The organism is Halomonas sp. DP3Y7-2 (assembly GCF_019800795.1).
Taxonomy (GTDB): Bacteria; Pseudomonadota; Gammaproteobacteria; order Pseudomonadales; family Halomonadaceae; genus Halomonas; species Halomonas litopenaei_A.
The window spans coordinates 125,733-138,889 of the sequence record NZ_JAHVKJ010000002.1; the positions used below are offsets into that span (position 1 = coordinate 125,733).

Below are 13,157 nucleotides of genomic sequence, written 5' to 3' on the forward strand. Positions count from 1 at the left end.
CGTCAACTCCTGAGAAACCATCATGGCGTCAGCACCGAGGACACCAGCAGCTGGGTGTAGGGATGCTGTGGATCATCGAGGATCTGGTCGGTCAGCCCGGCCTCCACCACCCGGCCCCGACGCATCACCATCAACCGGTGGGCCAGCAAGCGCGCCACGGCCAGATCGTGAGTCACCAGGATCACCGACAGGCCGAGCTCTCGGGTCAGGGTACGCAGCATGTCCAGCAAGCGAGCCTGGACCGATACATCGAGCCCTCCTGTGGGCTCGTCCATGAACACCAGGCGCGGCTGGGTCACCAGGGTGCGCGCGATCTGCAGGCGTTGCTGCATCCCCCCGGAAAAGGTCTGGGGGGCATCGTCGATACGCTCGGGGTCGAGTTCGACCCGGCTCATCCAGTCCTGGCCGGCGGCACGCAGCTCGCCGTAATGGCGCTGGCCCATGGCCATCAGTCGCTCGCCAACGTTGGCGCCAGCAGAGACCCCCAGGCGCAGGCCATCACGCGGGTTCTGGTGGACCAGGCCCCACTCCATGCGCAGCAGTGCCCTTCTGCGCGCCTCGCTGATGGCGTACAGGTCGAGCTCGGCATCGCTGCCCATCTCGCCCGCCACTCCTGCGCAGCCCTGTTCAGCCGGGTGATAGATCACCTGCCCCTGGTCCGGCTTCTCCAGGCCGGACAGCACGCGCAGCAACGTCGACTTGCCCGAGCCGGACTCGCCGACGATCCCCAGCACCTCCCCCTGGTGCAGGGTGAAGTCGATCTCTTCGCAGCCCTTGCCAGGGCCGTAGAGGCGCTGAATACCGCGAGCCTTCAGCAGCGCGGGCCGTTCAAGCTGTGGACGCTTCATGCCATGTCCTCGCGGCGAGTGTTGCAATAGTCAGTGTCAGAGCACACGAACATGCGCCCTCCCTGGTCATCGGTGATGACCTCGTCCAGGTAGCTGTCGGTCGCGCCACAGATGGCGCAGGGCTGCTCCCAGGCCTGGATCTCGAAGGGATGATCCTCGAAGTCGAGGCTCTCCACCCGGGTATGCGGGGGAATCGCATACAAGCGCTTCTCGCGCCCGGCACCGAATAGCATCAGTGCCTCGCTCATGTGCAGTTTGGGGTTGTCGAACTTGGGGATCGGCGAGGGATCCATCACATAGCGGCCATCCACCTTGACCGGATAGGCATAGGTGGTGGCGATATGGCCGTGGTGGGCAATGTCCTCGTACAGCTTGACGTGCATCACCCCGTACTCTTCCAGGGCATGCATGACGCGGGTCTCCTCCTCGCTGGGCTCAATGAAGCGCAGCGGCTCAGGGATAGGCACCTGGAAGATCAGGATCTGGTCCGCCCGCAGGGTCTTCTCGGGAATCCGGTGGCGGGTCTGGATGACACTGGCCTCGTCGGTGGCCGTGGTCGTCTCGACGCCGGCTACGCGCTCGAAGAAGGCGCGAATGCTGACCGCATTTGTGGTATCGTCCGCCCCCTGATCGATCACCTTGAGGGTGTCGTCAGCCCCCAGCACGCTAGCCGTCAGCTGCATGCCACCGGTGCCCCAACCGTAAGGCATCGGCATCTCGCGACCGCCGAAGGGCACCTGGTAACCCGGAATTGCCACGGCCTTGAGCAGTGCACGCCGAATCATGCGCTTGGTCTGCTCATCCAGATAGGCAAAGTTGTAGCCGCTGGCCTCGCCTTGGGCGGCGTCCGCGATACTGCTGTTGGCGATCATTGGGCGCACTCCTTGGAAGCGGTGGGCGCTGTGGCAGTGTCTGCGGCGGTGTCAGCACCGCTCGCCTGCGCGTGCCGGGTGTCGCCTTGGGTGCGCTCTGCGTGTTCGCGGCGCAACCGGCGAATCAGGTCCAGCTCGGATTGGAAGTCGACGTAATGGGGCAGCTTGAGGTGTGACACAAAGCCCGATGCCTCGACGCTGTCGGCGTGGGCCAGCACGAACTCGGCCTGCTGGGCGGGGCTCTGAATCGGCTCACCCAGCTCCTCGGCACGCAGTGCCCGGTCGACCAGTGCCATGGCCATGGTCTTGCGCTCGTTGCGGCCGAAGGCCAGGCCGTAGCCTCGGGTGAACTGCGGGGCGCTGTCGCCATTGCCCGCGAACTGGTTGATCATCTGGCATTCGCTCATGACGATCTCGCCAACGCAGATCGGTGCGTCAAAACCCTCGACCTCGATCTCCACCTCCACCGTCCCCTGGCGAATCTCGCCGGCAAAGGGGTGGTTGCGGCCATACCCCCGCTGAGTGGAGTAGCCCAGCGCCAGCAGATACCCTTCGTCGCCGCGAGCCAGCATCTGCAGGCGTGTCGCGCGATCCACCGGAAAGTCGGGGGGATCACGGGTGATGTCATAGGGCTCGCTGCCATCATCCTGCTCCCGCTCGATCAGGCCCTCCTGGTTCAAGCAGTCGAGAATTTGAGGGCAGGCCTCAAGGTCTTGATCCGCCTGTTCCGGTTCTGCCACGTCACGGTCACCACCCGCCAGCAGCATGAAATCCAGCAGGCGGTGGGTGTAGTCATAGGTCGGCCCCAGCACCTGACCACCGGGCACGTCCTTGAAGGTGGCGCTGATGCGCCGTTCGATGCACATGTCGCTGGTATTCACCGGGCGGGTCTCGGCCAGTCGCGGCAGCGTGGTGCGGTAGGCACGCAGCAGAAACACGGCTTCCACGGTGTCACCGCTGGCCTGCTTGAAGGCCAGCGCTGCAAGCTCCGGGTCGTACAACGAGGCCTCGGCCATGATGCGATCCACCGCGAGACCCAGCTGGTCCTGAACCTGAGCCACAGCCAGCTCGGCCTGCTGACGGTCACCCCGGCGGCGATCTGCCATCCAGCGATGGGCATTGGCGATGGCCTTCTCGCCTCCTTTGACGGCAACGTACATCAGGCAATCTCCTCACGGGCAGATGACAACTCAGGCTGCTCCAGTCCAGGGCCGCTAAGGCGGGTGCTACGGGCAATGGCGGTAAGCTGCGTGCCACAGGTGATAAAGGCATCCAGGCCTCGCGGGAAACGACCACGATTGGCGTGCAGCACGCGCATCAGTGGGCGTACCTGATCGGGATCCCCCAGTCCCAGGCGACGCTCGCCGGGCACGCCTGGCCCACAGAGCTGCCAGTCACCTTGGCTCTCGATGGTCTCGACCATCACGATCAGCGTGGTGCTGCGATCCGGCCAGGCATCGGAGCCCAAGGCAAATTCCTCGACCTGGGTGAGCGTCGTCGGCGTCACCAGCGCGAAGTCAGCGTTGGCCGGGTCCGGTGTGACCCGGGCGCCGGTATGAAAGGCCAGAGCTGCGGCGAGGCCTGCCCCGGAAAGCGTGGCATCGATCCAGACTCGGGTTTCCAGATCACACAGGGCCAGCAGCGTCCCCCAGGCGGCCGGCGAAATCGCTGCTCCCGGCGGCAGCGACGGCAACGCCATGCTGGTCAAGGTGCCCGGCTCCGACATGCACCCCAGCAAGCGCCGAAAGCGCTGCTGGGCGTCGTGCACAGCATCGGACAGGCCTGGCCAGTCGTGTGGTCTGACGCTTTCCTCGCGTGGTGCTGTCATGTTCATTCGCCCCTAACCATGGTGAAGAAGTCGACGCGCGTGGCCGCAGACTGGCGCGACGCCTGTTCGCGTTGCTGTGATAGTTCTTGCGCCAGCGGCGCCATCAGTTCGCTGTCGATGCGCCGGGCCCAGTGGTCGTGTCGCGCACAGGCATCGACCAGCGCGATCAGTTCAGCGTGGGCCTTGTCTCGGCCGCGGACCCAGCCATGTCCCAGCGAGCCGTCGTCCAGGGCCACGCTGGCTCTGGTCAATGTCATCTCACCCAGGTTGAAGGCGGAGCCACTGCCGCCCATGCGCCCGCGTACCATGGCCATGCCGATTTCTGGTCCGCGCACACAGCGATGTCTCGCCTGGATACCCAGTGACTGCCAGCCTTGGGCAAGGCGTTCGGAGGGCGTCAACGCCAGCAGGCGGTGACGTTGCATTGGGGTCATGGTCGACGTCATGAGAGAGCCTCGTCGTCTTGAAACTGCGGACGTTCGTCCGTCGGAAAGTCGAAGTGGTAGGCAACACGATCGGCGCGAGCGCGACTGACCGAGATTTCGACCAGCCGCCCCTCCTCATCGACGTTGTCACTGGTCAGCACCATCAGTGGAGCCTGCCGCGGGCAGCGCAGCAGCCGACTGTCGGCGTCATCGGCCTGGACAGCTTCCAGCCGCACCCTTGAGCGGCTCAGCCGCAGCCCATAATGTTGATCCAGCAGTGCCCGGGTAGAGCCACCGCGATAGCGGTCTTGCCAACCGGGCACCCGTCGCGGGTCGAACCAGTGGCGCAAGCGCAGCAGCGGCGCTTCATCCACGTAGCGCACCGTGTCGACACACAGCAGGCTGTCGCCCGGGGCGCAGCCGAAGCGCTGTGCAATGGCTTCGGGGGGCACCACCATCGCCTGGGTCAGGCAGCAGGTCTCGGTCGCCAGGCCCAGCTCAGCCAGGTTGTGCGTCACCTTGCTGGCGGCATTCACCGCATAGTCCAGGCGGCGATCCACCACCTGGGTGCCACGCCCCTGATGGCGTGTCACCATTCCAGCAGCCACCAGTTCGTCCAGCGCCCGACGCACGGTGTGACGGTTGACGCCGAAGCGTCGTGCCAGTGCCGCTTCGCTGGGCAGCAGGTCGCCGGCGCGATAGCTCCCGCGCACTTCCCTGGACAACACATCGGCAAGCATGCGGTAGCGCGGCAGCCCTGCGGCTTCGGCAACTTGTCTAGACATCTTCACTCCAAAAAAAGAAGGCGATGTAGCACAGCCGTGTGGAGCTGATGGTGGTCGTGGCGCAAGCTGCCACGACCGCGATCAGATAAAGCGTTTACGCACCAGCTGTGACGCCATGTCCAGGGAGGTCACGGCGACGATGATGACCAGCATGATGGTGGCGGTTTCGGCATACTGAAATCCGCGCATGGTTTCCCACAGCGCCACGCCGATGCCACCGCCGCCTACCATCCCGAGCACCGTGGCCGAACGAATGTTGGACTCGAAGCGATACAGGCTGACCGAGATCCACAGCGGCAATACCTGCGGGATCAGGCCAAAGATAATCTCCTCGATACGCCCGGCACCGGTCACCCGTATGCCCTCCATCGGGCCCGCTTCAGCGGCTTCCACCGCCTCGGAGAACAGCTTGGCGAGAACGCCGGTGGTGTGCACGAACAGCGCCAGGGTGCCGGCAAAGGGCCCCAGCCCTACGGCCACCACAAACAGCATGGCAAATACCAGCTCGTTGATGGCACGGGTGGCATCCATCAGTCGGCGCACCGGCTGGTATACCCACCAGGGCACCAGGTTCTCGGAGCACAAGAGGCTCGCCGGAATCGCCACCAGAATGGCCAGCAGGGTGCCCCATACCGCGATCTGAATCGTCACCAGCATCTGATCAATGTAGTGGTCCAGGTTGCCCAGCGCAGGCGGGAAGAAGTCGCCGGCCAACGTTGCCATGTTGCTGGCATTGGTAAACAGCAGGCTGGGCTGCATCTCGACGCCCTGCCAGGACCAGGCCAATACCGCCAAGCCCAGACCCCATAGCGCCAACGTGGTCCAGCTGCGCTTGGGCGGCATGCTGATACCGGATAATTGGGTTTGAGTGCTCATGCGCTCTCCACAGAGGGCTTAAGTCATGCGCTGTCACGAACGGCGCTGAAACCGAGGCCGGGCCGCCGATAGACGGCCCGGCGAACCATCAACCTGCGTTGGCGGCGGCGTCTTCGGGCATTGCCTCGGCCGCCTGGATGGCCTTCATGCGCGTATCAAGGTCATCGAGTTGGCCATCGATCTCGGCCAGACGGGCCTCGCGGTCCCCTTCACTCAGGCTGTCATCCTTGGCCACTTCAGAACGCTCCTTGAACAGGGCCAACTGACGGATCGGCAGCAGCTGATCATTGCTGGAAGCGACGAATTCGGCCCATTGCAGCGGCTCGAGGATGGCCTGCTCGTCGGCATCGTCGCCATAGCTCATGAAGAACTCACGCAGGGTGTCCTTGGTGGCCTCATCCAGATCGCTACGCCACACCAGCGGGTCGGACGGGATCAGCGGTGACTTCCAGATCACCCGCAGCTGCTCGGCCTTGTCGGGCGCCGTCACTTCCAGACGCTGCATGCCTTCAGTGTTGAAGGTGGCCACGTCGACCTGCTTGTTGGCCACGGCCAGTGCGTTGGTCTCATGACTGGAATTGAGCGTGCGCTTGAAGGCGGTAGCGGCGTCGACGCCATTCTTGGCAAAGACGTAGTAGCCCGGTACCAGGAAGCCGGAGGTGGAATTGGGATCACCGTTGCCGAACACCAGATCGGAGGCATTGGACAGCACGTCGTCGACGTCATGCAGGTCGCTATCCTGGTGGGCGATCATCAAGCTCCAGTAGCCGGGGGAGCCGTCAGCGGCCACGGTCTGGGCGAAGATCTCGCCTCCTGCACGGTCCACCGCCTCCATGGCCGCCTTGTTGCCGTACCAGGCCAGGTCAATCTGGCCAAATCGCATGGCCTGGATCACCGCAGCGTAGTCAGTGGCGAAGAACGGCTCGACCTCCATCCCTACCTGCTCGGACATGTCCTCGAGGAAGGGGTCCCACAGCGGTGCCAGGTTCTGGCTCGCTTCGGTGGAGATAATGCCGAACTTGAGGGTATCGGCGGCCGCCAGCTGAGTGACGGCAGCAAGACCAAGACCTGCCATCAGCGGCAGCGACAGGCGGCGAACATTAGCAAAAAGCATGGGTATCTCCTGGGGGGGTGCAGGGGGTGTTCTAGATGAGAGGTGATGCAGTCGTTGTCGGTATCACGTTGGATTGCCGTCAGCCGTCCGAACTAGACATGCGCCGCCACCGCGGGCTGGGCATGGGCCGGCTCTCGGGTCGGCGATGGCAGGTCGGGCTGGGCGCCGGAACGAAGCTCATCGAGCCCGGCGTTTTCGTACAGGGTGCTGAGGCGCGCATCGGTCAGCTCAGTGGTCTTGCCGTCGAAATACAGCCGACCATCCTTGAGCGCGATGGCGCGATGACAGTAACGCCGGGCGATGTCGACTTGATGCAGGGTGATGACGACAGTACGACCGTCCTCGGCATGAATTCGCTGAAGAATCTCCATCACTTCACGGGCACTTCGCGGATCCAGCGATGCAATGGGCTCGTCGGCGAGAATCACGTCGGCGTCCTGCATCAATACCCGCGCGATCGCCACGCGCTGCTGCTGGCCACCGGAGAGCGTATTGGCGCGCTGATAGGCCATGCCCTCCAGGCCGACCCGGGCGAGGCACTCAAGCGCCCGCTGCTTCTCTTCCTGACTGAAGCGCCCGCTGAGCGCGCGCAGGCGAGGCATGCGCCCCAGCTGCCCGATCAGCACATTGGTCAGCACACTCAGGCGATTGACCAGGTTGAACTGCTGGAAGATGTAGCCAACACGGCAGCGCTGGCCACGACTGGCACGCTTGATCCGGCCACTGGCCTGTACCTCACGGCCCAGCAGGCTCACCCGACCGCCGGTATGTCGGTTACAGCAGGTCAATCCGACCAGGTGGCGCATCAATGTCGACTTGCCGGAACCGGAGGGACCGATCAGGGCAACGATGTCGCCTGGGGTGATCTCGAAACTGACGTCCTCGAGCACTTGGCGATGGCCGAACGTCTTGTTGAGTCGCTCGACGACGATGGTGGGGATGGACATGATGCCTCTCCTCTTGGAATGGCATCAGTCTGCAGGCGGCAGGTTAAGGCATGTTGTCTAGACAATGTCATTGATGTGACAAATTCACCCGGACGCATCGACGTCAGCCCAGGCCTTTTCAGACAATTATTTTAAAAAACAGGACATTAAATATTGGCGTCACTGTGCTGTAACGCAAATGCCACCGCACAGCCATATTCCGCTCGAGCGCTGTCCGTGTTCGCTTGAGGCGACGACTCACGGCGGTGCAGCGATGAGCTGGCGTGCTGTTCAGGCGATCGGATACCCGCCGAAGGTGGCCTGACAGGAGCAAGGGATACCCGGGATAGCGCCAGGCCATGGGCATGATTGGCAGGTTCAAAGGGAAAGTTCTGGCAACCGCGACCAGACTGACAGACAGCGCACCTAAGAGAGGCAGCGTCCCTGTGAAAGGTAACGTCCCTGTAAAAGGTAACGTCCCTATGCGAGACAGCCTATGCAGCATCTGAGCCTGGAACCCAGCGCGCTGGAAGTCACCGACCTGGCCACCATGCATCGTTTCTTCGAACAGGTGCTGGAACTGCGGCCATTGGTGGTGAGCGCCACAGGCGTCACTCTGGAGCTAGGCGGTGGGGACACGACTCACGTGCTGATGCTACTTGCCAGCACGACGCCGACCCCACCGCGCACCATTAATCTGGAGGTCAGTGCAGCGGACTTTCCCAGGCTGCGCCAGCGCCTGGAGCAATGCGGAGACGCCTGCGGGTGGGTGAGAAGCTGGGATGCGCCCGACAGCGCCTCGCCCCAATGCGCCTTCCGAGTCGTGCTGTGCCGGCTTCCGGAAGGCCATTGGCTGAGGCTGACCGCCATCGACCCCAGCGCGTGCCGGCATGTCACCTTAGCCCGCACCCAGCGCGATACTCCGTGCCGGTGATCCGTCAGTCGAAACCCTCATCCAGCGCCTCATCATCGTCCTGCAACAGGCGTTTGCGGCGCTCATCACGCTGCTTCTGCACCCGATTGTTGCGATAGCGTCGCGCCACGGCCACAGCCAGCGCCACAACCAGCATGAGCAGCAACGTCAGGCCTTGCCACGGCCGCGGTGACTCCAGGGTCGAGCCGAGCACGAAGATCATGATGAAACCCAGCGCCTGACTACTGATGGCCAGCGCGCGCAGAGGGTCGAAGGTCTTGGGTGAGGGCATCACGCATCCTGATAAATGAGGGACTGGCGGCCTGACGCAAGATGACAGCGCCCGACGAGCGCAGTAGCCTTGCCGAATCGGGTTCGCCCAGTGTACCTGCTCGCTATCGACTTTTCGTGCCCTCGCGTTGATCAACGGAGCCTTCCCCGCCATGGATGCCATCGCCATTGGTCCGGTGCTAGTGAGCCTGCCCCGGCTCTACGCACTCGCCATCACCCTGCTGCTGCTCGCGGCCAGCGCCTTTCTGCTGGGGCTTCCACGCCGCCGTCATGGTCGCTGGTTCAACGGCCTGATGCTGGCCTGGTTGTTCGGTGCTCGTCTCGGCCATGTGGTGATGCACTGGGAGGCGTATCGGGACGACTGGCTCGATATCGTGAGCCTGTGGCTGCCTGGGTATAGTGCCGTGTGGGGGCTGGCTGCCGCGGCCCTCTGGACCCTGTGGGCGCTGCGTGATCGCATGGCCGCTCTGCTGGGCGCCCAAGGCCTGACCCTGCTGGCGACACTTGGCTGGCTGGCGCTGGTCAGCTGGGCCCCGCTGTCCGCCAGCCCTGCTCCGCAGCAGGTGCCAGAGCTGACCCTGGAAGATGTCGACGGAGCGCCTATCGCCTTGCGTACGCTGACGGGCGACGCTGCCGGCAAGCCCATGATCATCAACCTATGGGCGACCTGGTGCCCCCCATGCCGGCGGGAGATGCCGCTGCTGGCCGAGATCGATCAGCGCGATGATGTCACCGTGATCATGGCCAATCAGGGCGAGCCGCTCCTTCAGGTCACCCGCTATCTGGATCAGGCCGACCTCGACTTCCGCTACGCGCTGCTCGACCCGCGTCAACAGCTGCTGGCAGCAAGCCAATCCCCTGGCCTGCCGACGACCCTGCTGTTCAGTGCCGATGGCAAGCTCCTCGAACGCCATGTGGGGGAGCTGACGCTGCCCCTGCTGGATGACTGGCTGAATCGCTGAGCAGCTGCCACGCTCTTCTTATACTGCAGGTGAAACGCACCCGCAGTCTCAGGACCGAGGCGGCCACCCCGCCTCGGCCCGCCCATCTCCTGTCGCCTTCTTCACGTCGTCTGCAGAATCGCCGCTTTGCTCCCCCGCGTCACGGGATCGGCCTGCGACGACTCTGCAAAGTCATCCCCGGCGCGACAATCGCGCTTAAGCCAGACTGAAGATTGCTGTAAGATACCGCGCCCTGTCGGCGGCGGGCCCGGCCCGCGACCACGAACCGTAACGACGCATCTCCCGAGGCATCATGAGCGACTTCTCTCCCGGCCAGCGCTGGATCAGCGACGGCGAGGCCGAACTCGGCCTGGGCACTATCCTGAATTGCGACGCGCGCAGCGTCACCGTGCTCTTCGGCGCCAGCCAGGAAACCCGCACCTACAGTACCCGTCTCGCGCCCTTGACCCGCGTCGCCTTCGGCAGCGGCGACCGCATCCAGTCTGCCGAGGGCTGGCAGATGACGGTGGACGATACCAAGGAAATCGATGGACTGATCGTCTACATCGGCGAGGACGACGCTGGCGAGCTGTGCGAGCTGCCGGAGGCCCGTCTGGCCGACAGCATGCAGTTCGACCAGGCCCGTGACCGCCTGCTGACCGGCCAGGTCGATCGCAACGACTGGTTCGACCTGCGTTTTCGTACCCTGCACCACCACCACCGGGTGGAGCAGAATCCGGCACTCGGCCTGGCCGGGCCGCGCATCGACCTGATTCCGCATCAGCTCTACATTGCCGACGAGATCTCCTCCCGCCAGGCGCCACGCGTGCTGCTGGCCGATGAGGTGGGGCTGGGCAAGACCATCGAGGCTGGGCTGATTCTGCACCGCCTGCTGCTGACTGGCCGGGTCGAGCGCGCGCTGATCCTGGTGCCGGCGAGCCTGACCCATCAGTGGCTGGTGGAGCTGCTGCGCCGCTTCTCGCTATCGGTGACCCTGCTCGACGAACAGCAGAGCCAGGCCCACGGTGACAGCAATCCCTTCGATGCTGGCCAGCTGGTACTGGCAAGCCAGGATTGGCTGTTTGCCAACCCTCACCGCCAGAGCCAGGCGGAAGCCTGCCAGTGGGACCTGTTGATCGTCGACGAAGCACATCACCTTGAGTGGCATGACCAGGACCAACAGGACGAGGGGAGCGAGCCGGAGGTCGGCCCGGGCTACGCCTGCGTCGAGCGTCTGGCCGATGCCACCGAGGGCGTGCTGCTGCTGACCGCTACTCCGGAGCAAATGGGACTGGCCAGCCACTTCGCACGCCTCCGGCTGTTGGACCGTGACCGCTATTCCGATCTCGACGCCTTCCGCGCCGAAGAACAAGGCTATGTCGCCGTGGCCCAAGCCATCGACGCACTTGCCGGCAGCTCGGAGCACGCCCTGGATGCCAGTGCCCGCGACGCGATCGGGGCCGTCGCCGATGACAGCGACAGCCAGGCCCTGCTGGCGACGCTATCCAACCCCGAAAGCAGCAGCGAACAGCGCGAGCTGGCGAGCGCCCAGCTACGTGACCAACTGCTCGACCGGCACGGCACGGGGCGGGTGATGTTCCGCAACAGCCGCCGCCATGTGGGTGGATTCCCCGAGCGCCGCCTGCACGTGGATAAGCTTGAGCTGCCGTCCTCCTACCGTCGCGTGCTGCGCCGTCTTGGCCGCGATGAAGACTATCTGGACGAGCTGCTGATCGAGACCGGGCTCGATCATCCCGAAGTGATGATCTACCTGGATGGCATGTACAGCGCACTGAGCGAGGATCCGCTCAACGCAGAGCCCTGGTGGCAGTTCGACCCACGCGTGACCTGGCTGCTGGAACGCCTGACCGAGATGGGCGATGACAAGGTGCTGGTGATTGCCCATGATCGCGAAACCGCGCAGGGGCTGTCCGATGGCCTGCGAGTGCTCGGCGGTGTCCAGGCTCCGGTGTTTCACGAAGATCTGTCGCTGGTGGAGCGCGACCGCGCCGCCGCCGCCTTTGCCGACGATGAAGACGGCTGCCAGGTGCTGGTCTGCTCGGAAATCGGCTCTGAAGGCCGCAACTTCCAGTTCTGCCGTCACCTGGTGATGTTCGACCTGCCACTGCACCCGGATCAGCTCGAACAGCGCATCGGTCGCCTCGACCGTATTGGCCAGCGCCACGCCATCGAGATTCATGTCCCCGTGTTCGAGGGTAGCCCCGGCGAAAAGCTGCTGCGCTGGTACCAGGAGGGCATGGATGCCTTCAGCGCGCCCCACGGACTTGGCAATGAGCTGTTCGATGCCTTCGGCGATGACCTGGCCGAAAGCCTGCTGGATGACGAGGCTCTGGACGACGTCATCACTGAGACACGCGCGCTGTTCGACGCCAAGCTGGCAGAGCGTGATGCGGGCCGCAACCGCTTGCTGGAGCTCAACGCCTGTCGCCCGGAGCGGGTCGAAGCCGTGCGCGAAGCGATTGTCGAGCTCGATGAAGACCGTGCGTTGCCGCGCTACCTCGATCAGGCGCTGGACATCTTCGGCGTCGACAGCAAGGAACTGGGCAACGATCTGACGCTGCTGACCCCCGGGCCTCATATGCTGGATGGCCTACCTGGGCTGGTGAAGGGGGAAGAAGGCTTTACCGTGACCACTTCCCGCTCGCGGGCTCTGGCCAGGGACGACGTCCAACGACTGTCGTGGGAGCACCCTCTGGTGCGCGAAATGATGGGGCGCATCCTCGACGGCGCCATGGGCAACACCGCCCTGGCACTGCTCAAGCACCCGGCGATTCCGGCGGGCAGGCTGATGGCGGAGCTGGTCTTCCGCACCCACTGTCCGGCCCCCAAGCGACTGCACCTCAACCGCTTCCTGCCCCCCACCGCCGTGCGGGTGCTGCTTGACGAATCAGGCGCCAACCTGACCGACAAGGTGTCCTTCACGGGTCTGTCGAAGAACCTGAAGAAGGTCAAGAAAGCCGTGGCTCGAGACCTGATCAAGAGCCGCCACGACCAGCTGAGAGACCTGCTCGACAGCGCCGAAGCCGAGGCCCAGCGCGAGCTGCCGACGATCGTCGAAGCCGCCCAGGTACGCATGCGTCAGCGTCTGGACAACGAGCTGACGCGACTGGAAGCCCTGGCACGACGCAATCCATCGGTGCGCGAGGATGAAATCACCGCCCTGCGTGAGGAACGTCAGGCGTTGGATCAGGCCATCGAAGGCACCCGGTTAAGGCTCGACGCGGTACGCGTGATTGTGACCATCGACGACGACACCCGCTGACCCGGCGGGCACCACGGCGCTCGAGAATGCACCAGCGCCTCCCTGGCAGGCCTGC

The 13,157-nt window shown here is 64.3% G+C and carries 13 protein-coding genes; 3 read left to right on the forward strand and 10 right to left on the reverse strand.

From position 1 onward, the window contains the following. Positions 1-20: 20 nt before the first annotated feature. The 9 genes from phnK to phnC all read right to left on the reverse strand — a co-directional run bounded on the left by phnK (position 21) and on the right by phnC (position 7,695). On the reverse strand, positions 21-848 hold the full coding sequence (gene phnK, locus KUV45_RS03825; protein WP_222164120.1) for a phosphonate C-P lyase system protein PhnK: 828 nt from the start codon (positions 846-848) through the stop codon (positions 21-23). Further along, on the reverse strand, positions 845-1,720 hold the full coding sequence (locus KUV45_RS03830) for an alpha-D-ribose 1-methylphosphonate 5-phosphate C-P-lyase PhnJ (RefSeq protein WP_222164121.1): 876 nt from the start codon (positions 1,718-1,720) through the stop codon (positions 845-847). Before KUV45_RS03830 ends, phnK begins: the two co-directional genes overlap by 4 nt. Further along, on the reverse strand, positions 1,717-2,880 hold the full coding sequence (locus KUV45_RS03835; RefSeq protein ID WP_222164122.1) for a carbon-phosphorus lyase complex subunit PhnI: 1,164 nt from the start codon (positions 2,878-2,880) through the stop codon (positions 1,717-1,719). Before KUV45_RS03835 ends, KUV45_RS03830 begins: the two co-directional genes overlap by 4 nt. Next, complete coding sequence (gene phnH / locus KUV45_RS03840; protein ID WP_222164123.1) at positions 2,880-3,548, reverse strand: phosphonate C-P lyase system protein PhnH; 669 nt, start codon at positions 3,546-3,548, stop codon at positions 2,880-2,882. The genes KUV45_RS03835 and phnH overlap by 1 nt, the downstream gene beginning before the upstream one ends. Positions 3,549-3,550: 2 nt before the next feature. Then, a complete protein-coding gene (gene phnG / locus KUV45_RS03845) occupies positions 3,551-3,982 on the reverse strand; it encodes a phosphonate C-P lyase system protein PhnG (protein ID WP_222164124.1) in 432 nt (143 codons plus the stop codon). Positions 3,983-3,990: 8 nt separating this feature from the next. After that, positions 3,991-4,758 carry a phosphonate metabolism transcriptional regulator PhnF gene (phnF, locus tag KUV45_RS03850; protein ID WP_206944128.1) on the reverse strand — a complete coding sequence of 256 codons (768 nt, stop codon included), beginning with the start codon at positions 4,756-4,758 and terminating at the stop codon, positions 3,991-3,993. Between the two features lie 81 nt (positions 4,759-4,839). Continuing rightward, complete coding sequence (phnE, locus tag KUV45_RS03855; RefSeq protein ID WP_206944130.1) at positions 4,840-5,634, reverse strand: phosphonate ABC transporter, permease protein PhnE; 795 nt, start codon at positions 5,632-5,634, stop codon at positions 4,840-4,842. 88 nt (positions 5,635-5,722) lie between these two features. Continuing rightward, positions 5,723-6,748 carry a phosphonate ABC transporter substrate-binding protein gene (phnD, locus tag KUV45_RS03860; RefSeq protein WP_206944132.1) on the reverse strand — a complete coding sequence of 342 codons (1,026 nt, stop codon included), beginning with the start codon at positions 6,746-6,748 and terminating at the stop codon, positions 5,723-5,725. A gap of 92 nt (positions 6,749-6,840) precedes the next feature. Then, positions 6,841-7,695 carry a phosphonate ABC transporter ATP-binding protein gene (gene phnC / locus KUV45_RS03865; RefSeq protein ID WP_222164125.1) on the reverse strand — a complete coding sequence of 285 codons (855 nt, stop codon included), beginning with the start codon at positions 7,693-7,695 and terminating at the stop codon, positions 6,841-6,843. 475 nt (positions 7,696-8,170) lie between these two features. On the opposite strand from phnC, the gene KUV45_RS03870 reads away from it, so the two are divergent. Continuing rightward, the gene (locus KUV45_RS03870; RefSeq protein ID WP_222164126.1) at positions 8,171-8,608 is read left to right on the forward strand and encodes a hypothetical protein; all 438 of its coding nucleotides are present in this window, start codon (positions 8,171-8,173) and stop codon (positions 8,606-8,608) included. Positions 8,609-8,612: 4 nt separating this feature from the next. On the opposite strand, the gene KUV45_RS03875 is transcribed toward KUV45_RS03870, so the two are convergent. Continuing rightward, positions 8,613-8,879 carry a hypothetical protein gene (locus KUV45_RS03875; RefSeq protein WP_206944136.1) on the reverse strand — a complete coding sequence of 89 codons (267 nt, stop codon included), beginning with the start codon at positions 8,877-8,879 and terminating at the stop codon, positions 8,613-8,615. Positions 8,880-9,030: 151 nt separating this feature from the next. Between KUV45_RS03875 and KUV45_RS03880 the strand changes: the two genes are divergently transcribed. Both KUV45_RS03880 and rapA read left to right on the forward strand, forming a co-directional pair. Continuing rightward, positions 9,031-9,840 (forward strand): TlpA disulfide reductase family protein, encoded by an 810-nt coding sequence (locus KUV45_RS03880; RefSeq protein ID WP_222164127.1) that lies wholly within the window; start codon positions 9,031-9,033, stop codon positions 9,838-9,840. A 292-nt stretch (positions 9,841-10,132) separates the two neighbouring features. Continuing rightward, positions 10,133-13,102 carry an RNA polymerase-associated protein RapA gene (gene rapA, locus KUV45_RS03885; RefSeq protein ID WP_222164128.1) on the forward strand — a complete coding sequence of 990 codons (2,970 nt, stop codon included), beginning with the start codon at positions 10,133-10,135 and terminating at the stop codon, positions 13,100-13,102. Positions 13,103-13,157: the final 55 nt, after the last annotated feature.

Excerpts from the sequence above, each read along its gene's own strand:
- phnK (WP_222164120.1), bottom strand. The coding sequence starts at position 848 with ATGAAGCGTCCACAGCTTGAACGGCCCGCGCTGCTGAAGGCTCGCGGT.
- phnH (WP_222164123.1), bottom strand. The coding sequence starts at position 3,548 with ATGACAGCACCACGCGAGGAAAGCGTCAGACCACACGACTGGCCAGGC.
- KUV45_RS03870 (WP_222164126.1), top strand. The coding sequence starts at position 8,171 with ATGCAGCATCTGAGCCTGGAACCCAGCGCGCTGGAAGTCACCGACCTG.
- rapA (WP_222164128.1), top strand. The coding sequence starts at position 10,133 with ATGAGCGACTTCTCTCCCGGCCAGCGCTGGATCAGCGACGGCGAGGCC.
- KUV45_RS03835 (WP_222164122.1), bottom strand. The coding sequence starts at position 2,880 with ATGTACGTTGCCGTCAAAGGAGGCGAGAAGGCCATCGCCAATGCCCAT.
- phnC (WP_222164125.1), bottom strand. The coding sequence starts at position 7,695 with ATGTCCATCCCCACCATCGTCGTCGAGCGACTCAACAAGACGTTCGGC.
- phnE (WP_206944130.1), bottom strand. The coding sequence starts at position 5,634 with ATGAGCACTCAAACCCAATTATCCGGTATCAGCATGCCGCCCAAGCGC.
- KUV45_RS03880 (WP_222164127.1), top strand. The coding sequence starts at position 9,031 with ATGGATGCCATCGCCATTGGTCCGGTGCTAGTGAGCCTGCCCCGGCTC.
- phnF (WP_206944128.1), bottom strand. The coding sequence starts at position 4,758 with ATGTCTAGACAAGTTGCCGAAGCCGCAGGGCTGCCGCGCTACCGCATG.
- phnD (WP_206944132.1), bottom strand. The coding sequence starts at position 6,748 with ATGCTTTTTGCTAATGTTCGCCGCCTGTCGCTGCCGCTGATGGCAGGT.
- KUV45_RS03875 (WP_206944136.1), bottom strand. The coding sequence starts at position 8,879 with ATGCCCTCACCCAAGACCTTCGACCCTCTGCGCGCGCTGGCCATCAGT.
- phnG (WP_222164124.1), bottom strand. The coding sequence starts at position 3,982 with ATGACCCCAATGCAACGTCACCGCCTGCTGGCGTTGACGCCCTCCGAA.
- KUV45_RS03830 (WP_222164121.1), bottom strand. The coding sequence starts at position 1,720 with ATGATCGCCAACAGCAGTATCGCGGACGCCGCCCAAGGCGAGGCCAGC.